The organism is Coleofasciculus sp. B1-GNL1-01, from assembly GCF_040220235.1.
Taxonomy (GTDB): domain Bacteria; phylum Cyanobacteriota; class Cyanobacteriia; order Cyanobacteriales; family Coleofasciculaceae; genus Coleofasciculus.
Genome location: NZ_JAVJTO010000031.1, coordinates 69,872 through 91,318, shown reverse-complemented (window position 1 = coordinate 91,318; position 21,447 = coordinate 69,872). Strand labels below are relative to the sequence as shown.

27 protein-coding genes are annotated in these 21,447 nt (G+C 45.0%); 14 read left to right on the top strand and 13 right to left on the bottom strand.

The window, feature by feature from the left end; all coding sequences use genetic code 11:
• Nucleotides 1-359 precede the first annotated feature (359 nt).
• Nucleotides 360-752 (bottom strand): RidA family protein, encoded by a 393-nt coding sequence (locus RID53_RS07740; protein ID WP_446387560.1) that lies wholly within the window; start codon nucleotides 750-752, stop codon nucleotides 360-362.
• Nucleotides 753-913: 161 nt separating this feature from the next.
• On the opposite strand from RID53_RS07740, the gene RID53_RS07735 reads away from it, so the two are divergent.
• From RID53_RS07735 to pirA, 9 genes are all read left to right on the top strand, one after another.
• Nucleotides 914-2,638, top strand: coding sequence for an ABC transporter permease (locus RID53_RS07735; RefSeq protein WP_446387559.1), 1,725 nt, complete (start codon nucleotides 914-916; stop codon nucleotides 2,636-2,638).
• Between the two features lie 261 nt (nucleotides 2,639-2,899).
• Complete coding sequence (locus RID53_RS07730) at nucleotides 2,900-3,247, top strand: rubredoxin (protein WP_006106153.1); 348 nt, start codon at nucleotides 2,900-2,902, stop codon at nucleotides 3,245-3,247.
• A 63-nt stretch (nucleotides 3,248-3,310) separates the two neighbouring features.
• On the top strand, nucleotides 3,311-4,321 hold the full coding sequence (locus RID53_RS07725) for a photosynthesis system II assembly factor Ycf48 (RefSeq protein ID WP_446387558.1): 1,011 nt from the start codon (nucleotides 3,311-3,313) through the stop codon (nucleotides 4,319-4,321).
• 392 nt (nucleotides 4,322-4,713) lie between these two features.
• Nucleotides 4,714-4,962 carry a cytochrome b559 subunit alpha gene (psbE, locus tag RID53_RS07720; RefSeq protein WP_006106101.1) on the top strand — a complete coding sequence of 83 codons (249 nt, stop codon included), beginning with the start codon at nucleotides 4,714-4,716 and terminating at the stop codon, nucleotides 4,960-4,962.
• A gap of 30 nt (nucleotides 4,963-4,992) precedes the next feature.
• Nucleotides 4,993-5,124, top strand: a complete 132-nt coding sequence (gene psbF, locus RID53_RS07715; protein WP_006106146.1) for a cytochrome b559 subunit beta — start codon at nucleotides 4,993-4,995, stop codon at nucleotides 5,122-5,124.
• 12 nt (nucleotides 5,125-5,136) lie between these two features.
• Nucleotides 5,137-5,259, top strand: a complete 123-nt coding sequence (locus tag RID53_RS07710; protein ID WP_006106150.1) for a photosystem II reaction center protein L — start codon at nucleotides 5,137-5,139, stop codon at nucleotides 5,257-5,259.
• Nucleotides 5,260-5,302: 43 nt separating this feature from the next.
• The gene (locus RID53_RS07705; protein ID WP_006106138.1) at nucleotides 5,303-5,422 is read left to right on the top strand and encodes a photosystem II reaction center protein J; all 120 of its coding nucleotides are present in this window, start codon (nucleotides 5,303-5,305) and stop codon (nucleotides 5,420-5,422) included.
• A gap of 412 nt (nucleotides 5,423-5,834) precedes the next feature.
• Nucleotides 5,835-6,035, top strand: coding sequence for a DUF4278 domain-containing protein (locus tag RID53_RS07700; RefSeq protein WP_446387557.1), 201 nt, complete (start codon nucleotides 5,835-5,837; stop codon nucleotides 6,033-6,035).
• A gap of 67 nt (nucleotides 6,036-6,102) precedes the next feature.
• Entirely contained in the window at nucleotides 6,103-6,519 is a 417-nt protein-coding gene (pirA, locus tag RID53_RS07695; RefSeq protein WP_446387556.1) for an arginine synthesis PII-interacting regulator PirA, read from the top strand.
• A gap of 31 nt (nucleotides 6,520-6,550) precedes the next feature.
• Here the strand turns inward: pirA and RID53_RS07690 are convergent, their stop codons facing one another.
• From RID53_RS07690 to RID53_RS07665, 6 genes are all read right to left on the bottom strand, one after another.
• A complete protein-coding gene (locus RID53_RS07690) occupies nucleotides 6,551-6,679 on the bottom strand; it encodes a hypothetical protein (RefSeq protein ID WP_446387555.1) in 129 nt (42 codons plus the stop codon).
• 11 nt (nucleotides 6,680-6,690) lie between these two features.
• Complete coding sequence (locus tag RID53_RS07685) at nucleotides 6,691-7,116, bottom strand: hypothetical protein (protein WP_446387554.1); 426 nt, start codon at nucleotides 7,114-7,116, stop codon at nucleotides 6,691-6,693.
• 114 nt (nucleotides 7,117-7,230) lie between these two features.
• On the bottom strand, nucleotides 7,231-7,458 hold the full coding sequence (locus tag RID53_RS07680; RefSeq protein WP_446387553.1) for a hypothetical protein: 228 nt from the start codon (nucleotides 7,456-7,458) through the stop codon (nucleotides 7,231-7,233).
• Between the two features lie 49 nt (nucleotides 7,459-7,507).
• Entirely contained in the window at nucleotides 7,508-8,650 is a 1,143-nt protein-coding gene (locus RID53_RS07675) for a histidinol-phosphate transaminase (RefSeq protein ID WP_446387552.1), read from the bottom strand.
• Nucleotide 8,651: 1 nt separating this feature from the next.
• Nucleotides 8,652-9,542 carry a metallophosphoesterase gene (locus RID53_RS07670; RefSeq protein ID WP_446387551.1) on the bottom strand — a complete coding sequence of 297 codons (891 nt, stop codon included), beginning with the start codon at nucleotides 9,540-9,542 and terminating at the stop codon, nucleotides 8,652-8,654.
• An 89-nt stretch (nucleotides 9,543-9,631) separates the two neighbouring features.
• The gene (locus RID53_RS07665) at nucleotides 9,632-10,423 is read right to left on the bottom strand and encodes a DUF928 domain-containing protein (protein WP_446387550.1); all 792 of its coding nucleotides are present in this window, start codon (nucleotides 10,421-10,423) and stop codon (nucleotides 9,632-9,634) included.
• A 462-nt stretch (nucleotides 10,424-10,885) separates the two neighbouring features.
• Here RID53_RS07665 and RID53_RS07660 point away from each other — a divergent pair, with 462 nt between their 5' ends.
• A complete protein-coding gene (locus RID53_RS07660) occupies nucleotides 10,886-11,782 on the top strand; it encodes a glycine betaine ABC transporter substrate-binding protein (protein WP_446387549.1) in 897 nt (298 codons plus the stop codon).
• A gap of 430 nt (nucleotides 11,783-12,212) precedes the next feature.
• Here RID53_RS07660 and RID53_RS07655 read toward each other — a convergent pair whose 3' ends face one another.
• A complete protein-coding gene (locus RID53_RS07655; RefSeq protein ID WP_446387548.1) occupies nucleotides 12,213-12,971 on the bottom strand; it encodes a phosphoadenylyl-sulfate reductase in 759 nt (252 codons plus the stop codon).
• Nucleotides 12,972-13,086: 115 nt separating this feature from the next.
• On the opposite strand from RID53_RS07655, the gene RID53_RS07650 reads away from it, so the two are divergent.
• Both RID53_RS07650 and RID53_RS07645 read left to right on the top strand, forming a co-directional pair.
• Nucleotides 13,087-13,314, top strand: a complete 228-nt coding sequence (locus RID53_RS07650; protein WP_446387547.1) for a hypothetical protein — start codon at nucleotides 13,087-13,089, stop codon at nucleotides 13,312-13,314.
• Between the two features lie 110 nt (nucleotides 13,315-13,424).
• Nucleotides 13,425-14,450 (top strand): SMP-30/gluconolactonase/LRE family protein, encoded by a 1,026-nt coding sequence (locus tag RID53_RS07645; protein WP_446387573.1) that lies wholly within the window; start codon nucleotides 13,425-13,427, stop codon nucleotides 14,448-14,450.
• 179 nt (nucleotides 14,451-14,629) lie between these two features.
• On the opposite strand, the gene RID53_RS07640 is transcribed toward RID53_RS07645, so the two are convergent.
• Complete coding sequence (locus RID53_RS07640) at nucleotides 14,630-15,100, bottom strand: hypothetical protein (protein ID WP_446387546.1); 471 nt, start codon at nucleotides 15,098-15,100, stop codon at nucleotides 14,630-14,632.
• A gap of 121 nt (nucleotides 15,101-15,221) precedes the next feature.
• Here RID53_RS07640 and RID53_RS07635 point away from each other — a divergent pair, with 121 nt between their 5' ends.
• The gene (locus RID53_RS07635; protein WP_006106080.1) at nucleotides 15,222-15,434 is read left to right on the top strand and encodes a helix-turn-helix domain-containing protein; all 213 of its coding nucleotides are present in this window, start codon (nucleotides 15,222-15,224) and stop codon (nucleotides 15,432-15,434) included.
• A gap of 111 nt (nucleotides 15,435-15,545) precedes the next feature.
• Here RID53_RS07635 and RID53_RS07630 read toward each other — a convergent pair whose 3' ends face one another.
• The 3 genes from RID53_RS07630 to RID53_RS07620 all read right to left on the bottom strand — a co-directional run bounded on the left by RID53_RS07630 (nucleotide 15,546) and on the right by RID53_RS07620 (nucleotide 17,809).
• Complete coding sequence (locus tag RID53_RS07630) at nucleotides 15,546-15,893, bottom strand: type II toxin-antitoxin system PemK/MazF family toxin (protein ID WP_446387545.1); 348 nt, start codon at nucleotides 15,891-15,893, stop codon at nucleotides 15,546-15,548.
• Complete coding sequence (locus RID53_RS07625; protein WP_446387544.1) at nucleotides 15,893-16,099, bottom strand: hypothetical protein; 207 nt, start codon at nucleotides 16,097-16,099, stop codon at nucleotides 15,893-15,895. The genes RID53_RS07630 and RID53_RS07625 overlap by 1 nt, the downstream gene beginning before the upstream one ends.
• A gap of 180 nt (nucleotides 16,100-16,279) precedes the next feature.
• Nucleotides 16,280-17,809 carry a hypothetical protein gene (locus RID53_RS07620; protein ID WP_446387543.1) on the bottom strand — a complete coding sequence of 510 codons (1,530 nt, stop codon included), beginning with the start codon at nucleotides 17,807-17,809 and terminating at the stop codon, nucleotides 16,280-16,282.
• Nucleotides 17,810-17,947: 138 nt separating this feature from the next.
• Here RID53_RS07620 and RID53_RS07615 point away from each other — a divergent pair, with 138 nt between their 5' ends.
• The gene (locus RID53_RS07615) at nucleotides 17,948-19,252 is read left to right on the top strand and encodes a hypothetical protein (protein ID WP_446387542.1); all 1,305 of its coding nucleotides are present in this window, start codon (nucleotides 17,948-17,950) and stop codon (nucleotides 19,250-19,252) included.
• A gap of 286 nt (nucleotides 19,253-19,538) precedes the next feature.
• Here RID53_RS07615 and RID53_RS07610 read toward each other — a convergent pair whose 3' ends face one another.
• Nucleotides 19,539-21,395 carry a protein kinase domain-containing protein gene (locus tag RID53_RS07610; RefSeq protein ID WP_446387541.1) on the bottom strand — a complete coding sequence of 619 codons (1,857 nt, stop codon included), beginning with the start codon at nucleotides 21,393-21,395 and terminating at the stop codon, nucleotides 19,539-19,541.
• Nucleotides 21,396-21,447 lie beyond the last annotated feature (52 nt).

The window sequence follows — 21,447 nt, the reverse complement described above, 5'->3', positions numbered from 1 at the left end:
TCGCCCCTACAATTGTTTTGATGGATGCGATGTTAAATAATTCCTGATTCCTGGTGGAGGGCGACCCGATAACATTAAGGGTTGGGTGGTGTAAATTTAAGGCGGCGGGTCACTCCTACAATTGTTTTGATGGAGGTGATATCATATAAATCCTGATTAACGCTTTTGAACGTACAAACGGGGCAATCGGAATTATTAGGATTATTGGGATGATCGCAGTTGTAGGGGCGAGTCGCTGCATATCGTAGGTGGTATGAGAATTAACCTATATCGACTCGCCCTTTTCTCAAGGTACGCCGTGTCGGATAATTACTGATACGATTACTACAATGTCCTGGAATGCCACATTTTGGCAAGATCTAAGGCACAATTGCAATACATTCAATTTCGACTAAAACATCTTTCGGAAGTCGGGAAACTTCCACACAAGCACGGGCGGGGGCGGATGCTTCGTCAAAATAGCGGGCATAAACTTGATTCATCGCCGCAAAATTATTCATATCTGAAAGAAAAACGGTGGTTTTGACAATATCTTGCATCTGAACCCCAGCCTCTTCTAGAATCGCGGCTACATTTGCCATCGCCTGTTCCGTCTGCTTGGCGATATCGTTTTCGCCAATAATTTCACCTGTTTTGGGGTCAAGGGGAATTTGACCGGCGACAAAAATCAGTTCCCCTCTGGCTGCGATCGCTTGATTATAGGGTCCGACGGGTGCAGGGGCGTTGGTTGTGCGGATAATTTTTCGGCTCATTGGTCATTCGTCATTGGTCTTATGTCATTCGTCATTGGTCAAAGAATTATTGCATTTGGTCAGGGCGGGTTTAGTGAAATCATGGTCACAAACCAAAGATAGTGGTCAAACCCGCCCCTACAATCTTTAACACTTAATACAGTAGTCTTAGCATAATGTAATTGGCAAATCGCTCTGATCCTGATGCCGCATTTACGATGAACCAATCGACTCAATCTACCTCGACTCTGCCCAAACTGGATATCGTTCAAAGAAAAAAACGACGTCAGCGCATCAATTTATGGACACTGGCGGTTTTAGCGATCGCGCTTTTAGTCGCTACCCCTGTCTTATTTGTATTGAGCAATATTTTTACAGATGCAGGTGAGATTTGGCAGCATTTGGCGCAAACGGTTTTATGGCGCTACATGGCAAATTCGTTCTGGCTGATGATTGGCGTCGGCTGTGGTGTTGGTTTAATCGGTGTGGGAACCGCCTGGTTGGTGACAATGTGCCGTTTCCCCGGATCTCGCCTGTTTGAATGGGCGCTATTGTTACCCCTCGCCGCACCAGCTTATGTCTTAGCCTATACCTACACCGACTTTTTGGACTTCTCAGGACCGATTCAAACCGCGTTACGGGATGGGTTTGGCTGGAGTTATGGCGATTACTGGTTTCCGAATATTCGTTCCCTGGGTGGGGCAATTCTCATGCTGACGCTGGTGTTATATCCTTATGTTTATTTATTGGCACGGGTAGCCTTTTTAGAGCAATCGGTTTGTACGTTAGAAGCTAGCCGCAGTCTGGGGTGTGGTCCGTGGCGCAGTTTTTTTACGGTAGCATTGCCCTTAGCCCGTCCCGCGATCGCAGCGGGTGTAGCATTAGCCTTAATGGAAACCCTAAATGATTTTGGCACAGTAAAGTATTTTGGCGTGCAAACGTTCACCACAGGTATTTATCGGACGTGGTTTGGCTTAGGGGAACGAGTCGCCGCCGCCCAATTAGCGGCATTTCTGCTGTTATTTATTTTGGCGTTAATTTGGTTAGAGCGATGGTCACGGCGTCAGGCACGATATTATCAAAACACAACCAGTTATCGCCAACTGCCCAGTTATCAGTTAGAGGGTATACGCGGAATCGGCGCGGCGCTGGCGTGTTTTGTGCCATTGAGTCTGGGGTTTTTACTTCCGGCTGCACTCCTGCTGGAGATGACGCTAAAAAATACCACGACGACGCTAGAGGGCGAGTTTTGGGTCTATGCCCGTCATAGTTTTATTCTGGCAGTGATCACAGCAGTTTTAGGTGTTGCGATCGCGCTGATTATGGCGTATGGATTACGGTTGCGATCAACCCTGGTGATGCATTTAGCCACGCGGATTGCGGCGATGGGGTATGCTGTACCGGGTTCAGTGATTGCTGTCGGAATTCTGATTCCCATTGGCAGACTGGATAATGCCATTGATGCGGGGATGCAGGCGATATTTGGCATATCCACAGGTTTACTATTCAGTGGCACGATTACAGCCTTAGTTTATGCCTATTTGGTGCGTTTCCTTGCCGTATCGTTTAATAGTGTAGAAGCCAGTTTAGGTAAAATTAAGCCCAGTTTAGACGATGCTGCCCGTTCCTTGGGGTACAGTCCGACGAGTACCTTAGTCAAAGTCCATGCACCGATGATGTGGGGGGGATTACTCACGGCGGGGATGTTGCTGTTTGTGGACGTAATGAAGGAATTGTCGGCAACTTTAATTATTCGACCCTTTAATTTTGACACCCTTGCCGTGCGCGTCTATAACCTAGCCTCAGATGAGCGGTTAGTAGAAGCGGCTGCACCCGCATTAGCGATCGTTGTTGTTGGGATAATTCCAGTTATTCTATTAAGTTGGCGAATTGCGCGATCTAGATAAAGGTTTGTCATTTGTCCTACTCTCTTCCCGAAAAGAAGCAAGCTACGTCATTTGTGATAATTGAACGGTTAGGTAGGGGCGGGTTTAGTTATATCAGGGTGAAAACGAAACGTTAGTGGTAAAACCCGCCCCTACACACTCTCCCCCAGCTCCCTCATCTCCCCCAGCTCCCAATCTTCCCTGGTGCGTAATGTCGGTTATTATGATAAATTTTTTAACATACGTTTTAAGATTTGCTGCATCAACTTAATTTTGCCAGCGATGATCGAACCAGCTAACGAGCAAACTTTGGCGGAACAAGCGCCAAGTCGTTACGAATGCCGCTCTTGCGGCTACGTTTACGAGCCAAACAAGGGAGATAGCAACCGTAATATCGCCGCCGGGACGCCCTTTGAAGAGCTACCCAGCGACTGGCGTTGTCCAGTATGCGGTGCGAAAAAGCCCCAATTTCAGGATATTGGAGCCAGTGGTGCCCCCTCTGGGTTTCAAGAGAACCTCAGCTATGGCTTTGGGGTGAACCGTTTGACCCCAGGTCAAAAAAATGTCTTGATTTTTGGAGCCTTACTGCTAGGCGTTATCTTCTTTATAAGTTTATACGGACTGCGCTAAACCGAGGAGGCAATTCCTTAATACACCAATGTCTCAGTTACGCCAAACGACAGCATGTTGCCAATGAGCGATTTCATGAAAACCTTGAAACGAATCTTAATAGTCTTCGCGATCGCCTGCTTGTGTGTTAGTTGTAAGTATGCCGAACCCTTGGGCTATAACCCTTGGGAATTGGTTGCCTTACCCACCCAAGAAACGCTACGGGATATTGGGTTTACCGATAACCCAAGTCATGGATGGCTTGTTGGCAGCAATTCCACACTCCTGGAAACCACCGATGGTGGCGAAACCTGGCAGGAGAAAGTCCTTGATGTTGGGGATGAGAATAAATATCGTTTCACATCCGTGAGTTTTGCGGATGAGGAAGGTTGGATTGTGGGTGAGCCTTCAATTATGCTGCATACCACTGATGGGGGTGAGTCTTGGGTACGCATTCCCTTAAGTGAGAAGTTACCCGGAGACCCCAACACGATTTTGGCACTGGGTCCCAAATCAGCGGAGATGACAACCACAATTGGCGCAATTTACCAAACCCAGGATGGAGGTAAAACCTGGAAAGCCCAGGTTGAAGAAGCGGTGGGTGTCCTGCGTAATATTTCCCGTTCCAATGATGGCAAATATGTCGCAGTTTCAGCTAGGGGGAACTTTTACTCCACTTGGGAACCGGGTCAAAGTGCTTGGCAACCCCATGAACGCAGCAGTTCTAAGCGTCTGCAAAATATGGGATTCACCGAAGACGGGCGTCTCTGGGGATTAGCACGAGGAGGAATGCTGCAATTTAGTGGTAGCGAAGATTTAGAGGCTTGGGAGGAGCCAATTTATCCCGAATTTTCTACCAGTTGGGGATTACTGGATTTAGCCTACCGAACTCCCGATGAAGTGTGGATTGCCGGAGGGAGTGGCAATTTGCTTTGTAGTTTTGACGGTGGCAAAACTTGGCTCAAAGATCGCGAAGTAGAAGATGTGCCATCCAACTTTTACAAAGTTGTCTTTATCACGCCAAAACAGGGATTTGTTATTGGTCAAGCAGGTGTTTTGCTCAAGTATGAACCCCCAGCAAAAACAACGGCTTGATTGCTCATAAATCTGTGGTTGCCATCTCGGCTTGATTATGGCGGTAAAGCCAGAAAGAACATGACCGCTGGTTCGTTAGGTTACGCCCTACGGTAAAATATAAGCCAAGTTATGTTGTACGAGTAAAAAATAACTGCCTGTGGAAGACGGGCGGCTGCCTGTGGACGCTGAGTAAGACCATCACCAGATTGAGTTCTGGACTTTCTGCTCTCTTAGGAATTAGAAAGTGCCCAACGTGGCATCGGCGAATGAGACGGGAAATCCCAAAGACGAATAAGACCGTCCTTGTTTAGCTAAGTTGGAAATCCCAAATAAGAGCGAAGCAAGTTGGGGTACTTCACAATAGTAAGGTCGAGTGAATTATAACTGTTACTGGGAAGGAGGAATCATTTATGTCAGGAACTACTGGTGAGCGTCCATTCGGCGATATTGTTACCAGCATTCGTTATTGGGTCATTCACAGCATCACAATTCCGGCTCTGTTTATTGCGGGCTGGCTATTTGTCAGCACAGGTCTAGCGTATGATGTGTTTGGCACACCCCGTCCGAACGAGTATTTCACGCAACCGCAGCAGGAAGTTCCGATTGTGAGCGATCGCTACGAGGCGAAAAAGCAAATCGATCAATTTACCAAAAAGTAAAGTAAAATTTGGAGATTTCTGTAAAAAATCATGACTAATACTCCCAATCAACCCGTTTCCTATCCAATTTTTACCGTTAGATGGCTAGCGGTTCATACGCTGGCGGTTCCCACCGTCTTTTTCCTCGGCGCGATCGCCGCCATGCAATTTGTTCAACGATAGGAGATAAAATCCATGCCAGAGCGTTCTCCCAATCCGAATAACCAGCCAGTTGAACTGAACCGGACCTCTCTGTTTCTCGGTCTATTGTTGGTTTTTGTTTTGGGCATTCTCTTTTCCAGTTATTTCTTTAATTAACTCAACTCAATCATCCGTTAGCTTGAACTAGGAGGTATTAGCCGTGTCTGGAAGTGGAAAAATTCCGTTGTGGGTTGTCGCCACAATTGCTGGAACAGGTGTTCTAGTCGTTGTTGGTCTTTTCTTCTATGGCGCCTACGCAGGCGTTGGTTCTGCGATGTAGGATAGATCGCTGTCCTCAGTTGAACTGAATATCTGAGAATTGACACCGCCAGTTTTCCAGTTTTATGGAGACTGGCGGTATTTTATGGTGATTCGTCATTTGTCATTTGTCATTCGTCATTCGTTTACTCCCTCATCTTCCCCTGCTCCCCCCGCTCCCCCCACTTCCCCTACTCCCCCATCGCCTCGGTACTGGAATTGGTGGGAAATCACCACTTTTATGTGATCATTTCTGGATAATTGACACTTTTGGCTCAAAAATGTAAAAATATATACAGAAATATTTTGATAAAGCTATCTGAATTCAGGAATCTATCCAAAGTCAGATGCGTTTTCAGTCCAATTAGAGCAAGGAGCTCATTTCCCCCAAGCAGAGATTCGCTGGTGGTGGAAATCAATCGGAGGCGTAAACCATGAAACTTCATTATCGAGGAGTCAACTACGATTCAGAGCCATCAATGGCAGACGTAACCGAAGGTGAGACGGGTGGCACATACCGGGGTCACACTTGGAAAATTCACAAGCCGAAGCTGTACCGGAGACGCCCAGGCTCAGTTGGACGCCAAGGGTCAACGGAACTGACCTATCGAGGTGTCACGTATCGGCGCAGCTAAGACGCTTAGAGTCTAGACATCACTCAATTCAAATCATTTTTTAAAAGACTTAAGGGAGACAAGACAGATGAAACGTTGTTATCGGGGTGTTCATTACAATGAAACACCATCCACATTAGACGTAAACGAAGGCGAGATTGGCGGCACCTATCGGGGTCAAAATTGGCGGTTTCATTATCTCAGACATATTCCCGAACCCCCACCTACCCATGATTTGAAGTGGCGGGGTTCTGGATATAAGACAGGTGAACCCGGTTTTGTCAAGTCTAGACCAGTCGAGACACCGATGACGATGGTTGGAACTCGTTCTTGGTTTCTGAAGAATTCGCGCCAAAAAGCCTTCCAGCAAACCAGCATTACTCATCTGGAAAATATTTGTCAGTCCTTGGAACGTCGCTTAAACGTAGCGAGGGCAAAAGGAGATCAAGACTTAGTGCGTCAGCTTGAGAAAGAATCTGAGCAAATGACCTGTCCTTTGAGATAAAGAAGTATTGAGGGCGCACATCTGTGCGCCCCTACGGTGTTTCAGGTGATCGGCGCAATGGTGTCGAATCGCTTCCATCCTTGGTGACATGGTATATCTGGGGAAAGAGAAAGACGCGACGCGATCGCACTTTCACGCCTGTAGCAGGGATGGAAGCCAAAAGATTTTGACTTATGAAGTTAGTGCTAAAGGTTGTTGGGCTAATTGTTCGATAGCTAGCGAATGGCAAAGAGCTTCAATTTTGTTATTTCCACCGATGTCAAAAAATAGATGCAGCCAGTCGCTAGGGGAAAGAGAGAGTTGTTCTAACCAAGGTGAAGGAGTGACTTTTCCCCAGCCAATAATGGTACCAAGGTTGGCTGGAGATTGTTCTAATTCATTGGGATTTGGGTACAGTTGTACGTTAAGGCGAATGCAAGATTTCAAGATCAGTTTTAAGGGTTGGTCAGTGCTAGCGATTTCAGGATAAGTGTTGGTTGAGTTGAGTTCCCAGTAGTAGTTGAGGTTGAGAATATAATCATAGGGGAATTGCCACTCCATTGAAAGCAATTCTGCTTCGGTAAAGTCGTATTGTTGCCAAATTTCTTCAAAGTTCATAGTCTGGCGAATGAGTTTGGTTAGGGGAGTAAGATAAAGTGGCTGTCTCGACGACTTCCAGGTTTTCCTGAGGAGTTTAGGGGTTGTTCTCCGGGTGCGCCACCTCCAGGATCATTAGTAAACGCGAACGTAGGATGAACCATCGCGTTGAGTCATGATTCTGACGCTGCATTGAGTGTCTACGCTTGTCCAGATCGTACCTTGACCGCTTTTCGATCCACCTTTGGCTGGAGTGGATGTCCAACCTGAAGCGATAAGTTCGGTTTCGAGAGTGGTTTTATCGATTCCATTGATGAGCCGATTTAGGGCATCTATGGCAGTTAGGATGTTACCTGATGGCATTGAAGTCTACTTGGTTTAAACAATGCATCAATAAATTTAGCGCGGATTGTCAAGAATAACCGAAATGCGAATCCTTCTCAAAGGTTTGGTACAGTCGCTGTAAGGTGCGCTGATTCTCCTCTGGAGAACCCACAGTAATCCGTAATCCGCCACCTGTATTCCGGATGACTGTACCTTGGACTTTCATTTGTTGAACAATCTGGCTTAAGCTATTTTGTTCCAGTTGGCGAGGGCGAATGTAGATAAAATTGGCAGCACTCGACCACACCTGTAAACCAGGATGCTCTGATAATGTAGCTAATAATTTATCGCGTTCGGCAATAATGTGGGGAATCGCGGCTAAGAGTTGATCGCGGTGAGTCAGGGCGACAAGGGCGGCGGCTTGAGAAAAGCTTGGTAAATTATAAGGTAAGCGCATTTTTTCTAATGCGGCAATTAATTCTGGGTGGGCGATACAGTATCCTACCCGATGGGCGGCTAAGCGAAAGGCTTTGGAAAAGGTTCGCAGAATTGCCCAGTTGGGATGTTGGGATAATTCTTTAACAACTGAGGTGCAGCTAAATTCAAAGTATGCCTCATCAATCACCACCAATATATCGTCGGGTAAACTCCGCAACCACTTAAGTTCAGCCGCCGTGAGTGCATTTCCCGTGGGGGAGTTGGGGTGGACTACGAAAACGACACGGATAGAGGGATGTTCAGATTGGGCGATCGCGCGTTGGGCTGCTTCTAGGTTAATCTCAAAGGTATCCGAACACCGCTCAACTGTTACCACCGGAATACCCAGGGTTTGCGCCAGAATCCCGTACATGGAAAACGTGGGATTGGCGACGAGAATTGAACCTTCTCCCCGTAAACAGGTGGCAATTAAGAGAGAACGAATCAGTTCATCTGAACCATTACCGACTGAGATTTGGCTAGAGGTTACGGGTGTTTCTAGAGAAGCCGATTCAGTCACATAATTCGCGATCGCGTCTTTGAGGGTTTGATGAGAACCATCGGGATAGCGGTTCGCCTCAATCTCCTGTTGATATGTCCATGTCAGCTTTTCTTTTAACTCAACGGGCAAATCATCAGGACTTTCATTCGCATCCACGCGATCAACGGATTTGATGGCTTTACCCGAATCTCCCCCTGGATTAGGAGTGTAAGCCGTAAATTGAGCCAAATCTGACCGGATGAACCCCAACATATTAGTTACCTGTTTCTAGCGATACTGGTTTGCTGATTCCCTGTTCCCTGTTTCCTGTTCCTTTTGCCCTCGCCAACGTAATTATGGTAACTTCTGGCGGACAAAATAGGCGTCCAGGTGCGTAAGTTCCTAAACCCCGATTCACATACATACGATTTGCACCAATCTGATGCATTCCTTGACCCCATTCCCAATGATCGACCACTCGATAACATTCTCTCAGGAAGGGAATCCATTTGTGCAGGGGTCGAGGCACATTTTGTCGGAGAATAGGTAGTAATAAGGCGATCGGTCCAAATCCGGGAATTACTACTTGACCCCCATGGGTATGACCCGATAGTTGTAAATCAATGCGCCATTCCTGCAAGGGTTCAGCCGTGTCTGGGTTATGAGATAAGACGATACGGGGTATTTGCGGATCGATTTGGTTCATCACTGGGGCGGGATTGAACTCACGCGACCAAAAATCAGCCAATCCCACCAAGGCTAATTCCTTCCCTAACGGATAGACAATTTCGTTCCATAAAACACCCACACCAATCCGGGTTAGCGCCTCAGTGACTGTGGTTTTAGCTTGGTGATGATAAATATCGTGGTTTCCCAGTACCGCATAGACTCCAGCACGACTTTCCAAGTATTTTAATCGCCGTACCAGTTGATGAATCGGTTCTGGCTGATAGGTGATGTAGTCTCCGGTTAACAGCACTAAATCCGGTTCCGCCTGATTACTGACTTGAATTGCTTCAGCCAGCATCGCTTCCGACAGGCGAAAACCATCATAATGTAAATCGCTAAGCTGTACCAATTTGGTTCCTTGCAATGACGGTGGCAAATTCGCGATCGCAACCGTTATCCGCTCAACTCTTAATTGTCCTGAAAATACCCACGCCATAGTCTTGGTTGTAATGAATCTGGCACGACTGATCCCAGCCTAGCTTAACGCTAAAGTCGATGATTTCCCTGTGATCCCCTATACTCAGGTTATTCTGTCGATTCTGAGAACTGCTCGGCTATTAAGTCTGACTGACATTGCGCCAACGGTTTTCTAGCAATGTTGGATAATCCAACTTGCTGCAATACAGATTGCCAATTTGATGCTAAAGTAGAATTCTCAGGATCGGAACAACGCAACTGGGCTAGACTTTCGAGAGTTTCATACCAAATCCCATGGTTGGCATAGATAGCAGGCTTTGCCTCAGGTGTAGCTCTGTCTAATTCCTGATTAATCCGGGACGTTGGCGTAACTCGTTGTATCCAACCGCCGACATAAGTGCTGTCACTGCGGTCATAAGGATCAAAAATGATACTGAAGTACCAGAAATAGGGTTTGTCCACTTCTAAGGGGGGTAAATCTGAAGCATTGGCTAGATCAACGGCAACAATGCTATCACTTTCGTGCAGTGGTATTTCTTTTTCATAAATGATAGATTTTAAGTTTTGATCGTAGAAACTAAACTCAGCTTTAACATTTTTTAAACTTACGTCCGGAATATAAAAATATAATGTTGGATATTCATCGAGAGTTTTGCCAAATGTAGATTGAGGGATTAACGCCATTAACGGAATCGGTGGGCGGTATCCTTGGCAACGAGTTGCGGCATAGTCTTCAATCCTATTTCCTGGTGTAATGTCTAATTGATTTAAGGCTTCTTTGTCAGGAGCCTTCAGCGTAATTTGTTCCTTGGCATAGCCACACTTTACCAAATCTTTAATTTGAGTTTCATTATTAAAATTTGTGACAAGCCAAGACTCGGCTTGGGCTGGCTGTGACATGGCTAATCCAATTAGACTTATCCATGAGCTTAAACAAGCTAGCATCCAACTTTTATGACAAATCATAGTATTCGGACTCCCGTTCTGCATGACTATAAATTCAGTATAGCTTTCTCGGTCATTGGTCATTAGGACTGGACGTGATCCAGATGTCCACAGGACAAATTAAAAAGAATGGAATTGACTTGTTATTCCTTACGAAGGATTAGTTGATGAAAAAGACTCTTTAAGCATAAAACCTTGAGATATTGCTGAGTGGGTTAGATAGTCGCTCATTGAGCCGAAAGCACTATTCCATGAAATATCCGCTGTAATTGCCAAAAAAATATGGGTATTTTCGTAATATTTACTTTATAAAGCAGTGATGAGGTGTGTCACTCTCAGTTTTGGATCAGCAGCCACTTAGTCGGAAACTGATCTGTTTCTTGGTACTATACAAGAATGTTGAGACTTGGTAGATTTATGCCCCGAATGCGTCGAACTGTTATGCTGATTGGACTGGCTGTGTTGACGATGCTGTTCGCGATCGCCTGTCAGGGGGGTGGGAGTGCAATTAAGGTCGGATCGAAAGATTTTACTGAGCAATTTATTTTAGGGGAAATGTATGCTTTGGTACTGGAAAACCAAGGTTTTGATGTCGAACGGAAGCTAAATTTAGGCGGAACACCCGTGGCGCAAGCGGGTTTGGAAAGTGGTCAAATTGATTTATATCCAGAGTATACGGGGACGGCTTTGTTAACTGTGTTAAATCGTCCGGTCAGTAGTGATTCGCAGCAGGTTTATCAAACTGTGGCAAATAGTTATCAGGAGAAATATAATCTGGTTTGGTTAGAACCTGCACCGATGAATAACACGCAAGCTTTGGTCATGACGCCAGAAGGGGCGAAAGACTATACTATTAAAACAATTTCCGATATGGTTGATCAGGCAAGTCAATTAACTCTGATTGGTCCACCAGAATTTGAGGTGCGTGAGGATGGATTACTGGGGTTAAAACAAGTTTATGGGGACTTTCAGCTTGAAAAATTTATTCCGGCTGATCCGGGATTAAGATATCAAGCCTTAAGTGAAGGTCAAGCCGATGTCGCTGTGGCATTTGGTACTGATGGTGAAATCAATGCGTTTAATTTGGTTGTATTAGAGGATAATCAAAACTTTTTTCCGCCCTATCAAGTTGCACCAGTGGTGCGCCAAGAAACACTGGAGAAGCATCCCGGAATTCGAGACGCGCTGAATCAGTTAGCACCCAAGTTGACGAATGAAACGATGCGACGACTGAATTATGAAGTGAGTGGCAAAAAGCGCGAACCGGCTGAAGTGGCTAGAGAGTTTCTGATCCAAGAAGGCTTTTTAGAATGATTGAGGTTGTGCCATTATATAGCAATCCTAATTGGATAAATTTTGTAGGGGCGCAAGCCTTGCGCCCAGAAAACTGTTCTGGGAAGGAATTACCATCTTTCTTTTCACGGTATGTGGCGTAACGAAGGTAAGTAAGTTTTGAGTGGGAGAGTGTGTAGGGGCGGGTTTCACTACTATCTTTTCGGTTGCATCCAGCAGGACTTACGCAGGTACATCATAGCAGGTTCATATATGGTGGCAATGGTGCGTTACGCTATGCTAACGCACCCTACAGATAGAGGTGTTGCGTAAGTCCTAATCCAGATGTGACTAAACCCGCCCCGACCAGGTTTCTACGTCAAGGATTTCGCCATTATTGACATTAAGGTTTAAATGCAGAACAGCTTATTCCTTACCTTCTGCCGTCTGTCTTTTTGTACTAGCGGCTATCTTACAGCGAACTGGAATCGAGACTCTGGGCTTCACCTTGAGTCTTTGGCAGATGTAAACCACATTCTTGCTTAATTCCCCGGAAGCGGGTGTCGCGTTCGTGCTGATCTTCTGTCGTCACTGGGCGGCTTGAGTGCCAATCGCCTACAGTGGCATAGCCAAGTTCACGCAAGGGGTGATAGGGCAGATTGTGTTCCGTGATGTACTCATGGACATCTTGGCTACTCCAGTGCAGAATGGGTAATACCTTGTAAATCCCAGACTGAAGATCGATTGGACGCAATGTCTGACGGTGATGTGTCTGTTCCGCCCGCAATCCCGCTAGCCATGCTGTTGCCTTTAAGTCTCGTAATGCCCGTTGCATGGGTTCGACTTTACGCATATAGTCGTACAAATTTAGCGCTTCGGGATCATCTTTTGTCCAGAGTCTGCCATAGAGGGCTTCCATACGGGCTGGACTAATGGGTGACTGATAGACGTGTAGATTTAGATTTAATTGTTTGGTTAACTGTTCAGCAAATCTGTAGGTTTTTGGGGGTAGATACCCTGTATCGACCCAAATTACGGGAATGTCAGGCACGATGCGAGTGACTAAGTGCAGCATCAGCGCTGATTGGATGCCGAAGCTGGTACTCATCACCAAACCATCGCTAAAGGTTTCGGCTGCCCATTTAACCATTGAGGTGGCATCGGCATCGACGAGTTGTCGATTGACCCCCTCTAGATCCAGTTGAGTTTTCTGTGCGATCGCACTTACCATTTCCCTAAACTCCCAGTCTTCCTACCAGTCTTGTGGTTGTTTCCAGTTCCGTGATTTATATTGTACCGATTTAATCTACGGTAAATTGGTCGGTTTACTGTACTTTTACACCACATTGAACTTTACCACGCCTAATTGTCTACGACAATGCAGTTGGAGACAATTAAGTGACGATAAAATTAAGTTTTGTATCATTTTAGGGAGAGCGATCGCGCTCAATCCCTTAATCTGTCGAGACGCCTCACGCCTCTACCCGATAGACTGGGAGGATATCACTCGTCTCCAGTTTATTTGCTGTAGCCACCTTAAAGGAATCGGAAAAAAGAAAACAGTACTGGATTAAGTTGGGTAAATCACCCTCAAACCCTTACTGTTTCCTGTTCCCTGTTAAGAGTTCCCCAATCTCAACTGTTAACTTTAATTGTGTCCACCGACTTCATCAATGCCATTGACATGAAAAACCTAATCTTTCGAGGTACTCTATACAGCCTTGTTTTTACGGTTTTAACTATTGCGCCCAGCAACGGTGTTACTGAAGCCAGAAACGATTTAGGGTTTGGATGTTCAAGGTCTCGAACAAACTCCCGCCTAACTACAGCACAATCAAATAATCAGGGTAATCCAAATAGTCTAGAAGCGATTCTAGATGACAATACCCAAGTCGAAAAACTAGCGGGAGACTTTCGGTTTACAGAGGGACCCATTTGGCATCCAAACGGCTTCTTACTCTTTAGTGATATTCCGGCTAATACTATCTATCAGTGGACACCGAATCAAAAAACAGAGATATTTCGTCGTCCTTCTGGTAATGCTAATGGTAATACTCTAGACCGGGAAGGGCGTTTGATCAGTGCTGAACATAGTAATCACCGCCTATCCCGTACTGAAAAAGACGGCACAATTGTTACGCTGGTAAATCAGTTCCAGGGAAAGCGACTCAACAGTCCCAATGATCTTGTGGTCAAATCAGATGGAAGTATCTACTTCACTGACCCCCCCTATGGTATTAAATCTGAGCAAGAGGAACTGGGATTTTATGGTGTCTATCGGTTGACACCGGATGGGAAATTGACGTTGTTAGTCAAAGATTTTGTGGGTCCGAATGGCATTGCCCTTTCACCGGATGAGGAAAAACTATATGTGAATGATTCGGAAAAAGGTCACATTCGTGTCTTCGATGTGAAATCCGATGGTACTTTGGAAAATGGGCAGCTATTTGCTGAATTAAAAGACCCCAGTACAAAGGGTGTACCCGATGGCATGAAGGTAGACCAAGAGGGGAATGTTTACAGTACTGGACCAGGAGGCGTATGGATTTTTTCACCCTCAGGCAATCTATTAGGCAGGATTGAAGTTCCTGAACTTGCTACCAATCTAGCCTGGGGCGATGACGATTACCAAACTCTCTACATTACTACCAGTAATAGCCTTTACCGTATCCGCCTCAAAATTCCAGGTGTGCGAGCAGGTAAACTATAGGGTGGCTGATCAACTGGGGATTTGGCGCTGAGAGGCAAATAGCCAGCTAGCAAAGGCACATTACACCATGTCCGGTTGTGTTGAGAGTCTATCCTACCTGTTAGGTATTGGGACAAAAACCTATAAGTAGTCGGACAAAAGTCTGGTTTTCCTCGAGTTGAGCTAGAGTTAGCGCTGCGTCAAAAGTGACGCCACCAATATTGTTCTAGCTGGTAGGCTTGGCGCAGGTGTTGTAAGGCGGCTGTTGAGAGCAATCCTTTTACCAGAGCAATAAATTGTCCCCACGCTAGCAATTGTGACTCACTTTTGGCTCGGTTGAACTGATATCTATAGAATATTGTCCAAAACTCTGGGGCAATTTGAGATTTCCAGCGCTTGCGCCAGCGCACCATGTCTTGAGGGGTAGGGGGTTCGGCTTCCAGGATTGGCGGAAAGTCAGCATAGCTGACGAAACGGCTCAACCCTTTACCGTGAACATAAACGATATGTTGCCAGCATTCGATGCGATAAATCTCGTCAGGAGAGCAGCTAAACAGCAAGGCGACTGTCTCGACGGTGACAAATCGTGCCAGGGGGTGACGGCTGGAGGATTTGTAATTGAGTTTTGATGCTTCAAAGGTGGGCGTTTTTGTGGTATGTGTTGATAACATAGAAGATACTTCCCATTTCATGGGACATTGGCGCGATCGCTCTTGGGTTTGTCAGACTTGGAAGAGCGATCGCTTTTTCCGATTAATTCATTAAATGACGGTATGCAATCACTTGTCAAGTATGGGGCAAGTCAGGCTTAAGGTTCGAGAATTTGCACAAGAGAAGGGGTGGACACTCAAGGAAGTGTCTGAGCGTTCTGGCGTCATTTACAGCACCGTGAGGCATTATGCTCGTTGTCCTGGAATGTCAAAGATTGACTTTATCTCTGTCCAGAAGCTAGCTCGCACCTTTGATGTGATGGTTGAGGATATGGTTGAGATTGTGGAAGAGTAGACGTAAGCCAAGCGCCATAATTAAAACAACGCTATAACCAGTTAAGGACGTTAAGTAGGGTGGGCATTGCCCACCAGCCAAAATTTCAGTACCATTCACATTAAAACTCAATTACAAAAGTTGAAAGGCTTGAAGCATAACTGAGTTCAATTGCTGAATTTGATTGACTCCTAACTTGCCGATACGTCGTGTAATCAATCGACGTTCAAGAGTAACGATTCGTGTCACCCTAACTTTAGAAGCAACCTTTAGTCCAGTATTGGAAAATTCGGAATCTGAAGCATCTAGAACAAATTCATCTGGACTGAGACGAGTTAGATTTTGAGACGAAATAAAACAGAGAGTTACATCATCACCTGTAGAATCTACCCATAACACTACAGCCGGACGCAGCTTTGTTGTACTCAAATCTGTGAAAGGGAAGGGAACCAAAACAATATCTCCTTTTTTGACAGACATTATATGGGTTCCCCATCTTCGAGAGTATACAAATCGGGTTCATCGTACAGGAAGTTCAACGAGCCACCCTTTTGAGCCATTTGCATTAAGTCACCCGTTGAAGGAATTGATGATTCAAAAAACAGCTTTTCCTCAAGTAAATGACGATCCTCTTTCGAGAGAGAGAGGATAACTTGGATTAGAGAATCAACGAGTTTAGTGTTCATATTCAACAGTCTTGTTTTACTCTATTTAAGCCAGATTCAGTGTTTTGTCAAAAGTGATGCAACCAATATTGTTCTAGTTTGCAGGCTTGGTGCAGGTGTTGTAAAACGGCTGTTGCGAGCAATCCTTTTACCAGCGCAACAAATTGTCCCCACGCTAGCAATTGCGACTCACTTTTTTCTTCAAGAAGACGGCATTGATAAAACTATCTCAATATTATTCTGCACTTTTTCCAATTCTTGACGCTGTTGGGCAATCCAAGCTTTTTCAGCCTCACCTTGTTCTGGTGTCTCCTGTTTATATCTCTCTTGTCGCTCTAAGAAGTCGTCATAGAATGAGATAGCTTGTGTAACAGCTTGAGTCGCTAATTTAACCCTATCATCAAAAATTGCAGTAACTAGCTCATCTATTATTGAAATACCTTCATTTTTGAACTTAATAACCTCTTCCCAATAAATATTCCCCCAACCCTTATTTACCAAAGCATCTAAAGTAGGCTTAATAGGAGTATCAAAAACTTTGGTATTGTTAGGCAAATGCGCTGTAGGGTTATTGAATTTAAATTTAATTTTAAAAAAATTCAAGTTAATCTTTGTACTCAAATCTCCTTGTTTCTGCTGCTGTTTTACAAGGTTTACACATCGATGAAGCAATTCTACGTTAATAGTGTCAATTTCTTCATAAATTGGAAGTATTTTTTCCTTGATTATAGACCCAATATAGTTATCATATTTTTCAACTTCTGGCTGTATTTCCTTAATAAAGCCATCTTTATCTCCCCAACCAATTGATTCCTTCTGCTTCTCTTGAGCGTCTATAAACCATTTTTTTCTCAAGCGTTCAATTCGTTCTTCCCAAGATTTTTTAGCTTGCTCTGCTACCTGTAACTTGCGCTGCTCTCCTAGACGACGGATTCTGATGTCACGCCCACTACACTCCCCAAGCTGTTCCAAAATTTCCTGCTTTGCCACCTCAAGAATTTGTGGCTTGGTATTCAAAACAGTCTCAGCTTGATCCAGCTCATTTAAACAGACTTGAATGGATTCCTTGATTTTAGTAGCAAATTGTTGCAGTTCCAGGGAATAACTTTTAACTGCCTGGTTGCCGAGGTATGGGGGTATAGCAGGTAACTCGGTTAGGATATAACTAGCAGCATTAACAAATAAGGGGTCAACTGATTGAAAGCTAGCTGGGTTGAGGAAAGAGTAAAATTGTTGTAAGGCTTCTAGATTGATAGTTTCTTGTCCACTGAATCCAGATTCAAGAACGGCTAAATATTTAGAATTAACCCCTAACTGGTTGGTGATAGATTGCAAGTAGCTTGTTTCACGAGAGTTTATATATTTAGCATTGGCTAACATTTTATAGCCAAAGCTAATGACTAATAGTTTTTCTGCTTCTGAAAGCGGGATTGTCAGTGTCGTCAACTGATCTAATTTTTTATAAACCTGATGTTGTTTAACTCCCTTGATTAGGAGTTGTGCCAATTTACCTAGTTTGCTTTCTGAAGAAGTTAAATTGTCAAGGATCGCCTGTAGCTGTTGCTTCTCTTCATCGGTAACTGTGCCATCTGCCAACATCACTCCCAGCAGAACCGTTACTAAAGCTGCCAAGAAGATTATGGGAGGAGTAAGTTGCCGTTGACTGAGCTTTTGCCCAGTAATCCGTGACAATAAAGCAACCGCTTCTGGACTAACTAGCGCTGTATCCATAATCTTTGTGAGCGAATCGGTTTAACTCTAGTATTGCCTAGTTTTTCCGAAAAGTGTTTAAACTTTCGATAAACATAGTGATTTTTCTTAATACGACAGGTTAAGCTCTAAGAAAAGAACTTTCACTCAGGCAGAACGATGCTGTTTCAATTTCCCCCGGTAATTCAGGCTGGTCTTGCTGCTGGCAAGTACGCCCAAGTCTTTACATCCGCAGGAGTCCCCATAGGTTTGGCGAGAGATGCAGCAACAGGTCAGTTTGTTGGTCATGCGGTTGGTTTCCTCAATAATAGTGGCGCTGCGCTGAATCCGCTAGTTGCTGTTCCCCAGATGGCAATGAGTGCAGGACAGATGTATCAAATGCACGGGGGATTTCAAGCTGTCCAAGCTAGTTTGGGAGTTCTGCAAGCCACAACAGCCGTGATTGGTGTGGGAACTGTAGCAGGAGTGGCACTGTCAGCCGTGAACCTGTGGCAGACTTTGAAACTGAGGCAAGACGTAAAACAACTAAAGCTTGATGTTCGAGATGGCTTTATTGACCTCAAAAAAGCCCTAAAAGACCAAGGGAAAGAAATAATCCAACACATTGACGAAGTTGCCCAAGATATCAAATTTGAACAGCATCGTTTAGTCTTGATTCAGGCTTATGGACGGTTCCTCGAAGCAACCAAGCTGATGAAAACCGCTATATCATGTGAAGACGTAAGTATCAAAAATGCAGACTTAGCCAATGCACGGCAGATGTTATCAGAAGCATTAGCAGACTATAACAATCCTCGCCTATTATCAGAAACCTGTGCCGCCGGACAACTGCGAAGACACGAATGTGCTTGGGCAATTGATCAGACGATCGCACTCTCCTATCAACAGCAAAATGAGTTAGCCGCCGTCAGCGATCGCCTTTCTCATCTCCAGGATAAAATTCGTCAAGATGCCCTCACTGTCATTGAACGCTGTGACACCGAAGACGAGTTAGATTTTCTCTTCCCTGAACTCACCCGAATTCATGACCATGATTTACTCGTACTGGAGTCTTGGCAAAATCAGGTGGATTGGATGCGCTCGCTTCCTGCATCCGAAGTTAAACTACTTCAAAGTGCCGACTTCAGCAACTCAGACGCTACAGCTACCCCAGACGCCAGTGCAGATCCAAATGTCTTAGCAGAACCCCCCGAACAATTACTCTATGAGAACTTAAAGCAAAAATCTCATCCCGCATCCCTGCTTGACCAACTGCAATTTATGATCAAACCTAAGTTACGTCAAGAGTGGAAAACATACATCACTCAACAAGCTGCGATCGCGGGTTACAAAACCTTAGTTCCGGCAAACCTGGAAAAAGCCTCAAACTTAGCCGTTGCCAACCTCTACTGGTATTTCCAAGTCAGAGATGAATCAGAAGAAGAGACAGAACAAAGTGTCAAATCCAGAAGAGCTTACCAGTAGCAAGTTGCCAACAAACTGGTCAAAAAAGCTGATGCGATTATAGTGGAAAACCTCAACATTCAGTGAGTCATAAGCTGTCATGCATTTAAATTGGGTATTAGTAGCGAGCAAGATGCAAAGCCTGCGGCATGGCTTCGCTAAACGCACTACAAGGATTGCGCCATTATTGATATTAAGGTTTAAATGCCGAACAGCTTATCATGTTCGGTTGAATACCCATAATTACGGCAAGGTTGAGTAGGGGCTTGGTTACCAAGTCCGTACATTTTTATTATGGGTGATAAAGCTATTCTCGATTCCCATGCCGATTGACGGAACATTGGGGGGCAATATACCAAGCACCACCTCGATTCCCACTCAAATCACAGGCTTCAATTGGACCGGCACCATTGGATTCGACATAAATTCCTTGTGCCTGATTCCGATTAATCTGACATTGCCAAATTTTAGCATTACCCTCTTTTTTAATGGTGACACCAACTCCCCCATTTGCGCCAATATCGCAGGCGGTTAACGTCACTTTACAATCCGAACCAATAAATACGCCATCCTGCTGCATTCTATAAATTTTGCAGTTCTTTAGCGTGGGATAACTGCCTTTGAGAATATACACGCCCGTATTATGGTCTGATAAGGTACAGTATTCTACTAATCCCAGACCATTCTGACTAACCAAAATCCCATACATTGCCCCTCCCTGAATCTGACAATAGCGGATTTTGGGATTCGCGATCGCGCCATGTATATAGATACAGGCAATACCATTGGATATAATCGTACAGTTCTCTAGAATACATTGTCCTTGCGGAATATCAATGGCATAAGGCTTCAGTAGGGGTTCACTCACCAGACGCCCAATCCCATTTGCCTGTTGTACATTAAACCAATCTTGATGACGCAGGGTTAACCCGCGAACAACGGCTTGTTCGGTCTGAATTTGCAGACAAGGTTGGTATCGACTTTCGATGATAATATCCTCGGGTTGTCCCTGTCCAACAATTTCCACGTCCTTATCAATCACTAAACTTTCCTGATAGAAACCGGGACGCACGACAATCCGCGTCTGAGGTTCCGCCTGTTTAATCGCATCCCGGATACGTCGATAATTCGCCTCACCCAGTTTAGCGACAATCAGTTCTTTTTTTATCGGAAGTAAGGAAGGGGTTTTAGACAGGGATAATGAAGGCGGATTTGTCACCGCCTCTAAGTCATGGAGGACTTCTGTGGCTGACTGATAACGTTGCTTTGTCGCACCTTGCAACATTTTATCCAGAATACAACCTAACCGTTCGCTGATTGGATGGTTAAGAATGTCTCGCCATACCCAAACCCCGTCATCGAATGAATACAGATCAAAGGGATCAGTTTGGGTTAAAAGATGAATACAAGTTACACCTAAACTATAGATATCGCTAGCAAATACGGCTTTCCCGGCGGCTTGTTCCGGGGCGGTATAGCCAGCACTGCCAATCACGGTTCCGGTAACCGATAGGGCGGTTCTAGGGGAAAACTTAGAGGCACCAAAATCTACCAGTACCAGTTTGGGGGCAGACGTCTGGAAAGAGGTGACAGATTCTGTCTGAGAGGTTGCTGAAATTTGAGTCAGTTGAGACGAAGAAGATGGAATACGTTGAATAATATTTTCGGGTTTAATATCTCGATGAATCACCTGTTGGTTGTGGATAAATTGTAAGACGGGTAATAAATCCTGCAACAGGTTAATAATTTGAGTTTCATTAAAACTCCCCTCTTGAGCCAGTTTTTCAGCTAAAGTCTGTCCCTGAATAAACTCTTGCACCAAATATTGACAACCCTCTGCTTCAAAATGCGCCAAGAGTTCCGGAATTTGGGGATGTTTACCTAATTCATCTAGGCGCACCGCTTCTTGTTCAAAGAGTTCGGCGACTTTTTGTCGGTTTTGATGTCCGTGAATATGAGGAAAAACCTGTTTAATCACACAATGGGGTTTTGAGGGTTTATATTCATCCACCGCCAAGAAGGTTCTCCCAAACCCCCCTTGACCAATTGGGCGAATGGGTGTATATCGATCGCCTAGTCGTAATTTTGCCCCACAGCTTTGACAAACCCTACTCCCATTCTGGTTTTGGGGAGATTGACAGGTGAGGTTGATACAGTAACTCATGCGTCAAGGGAACAGGGAACAGGGAAGCTCTCCGTAGCCTCGTCGCCTCGTT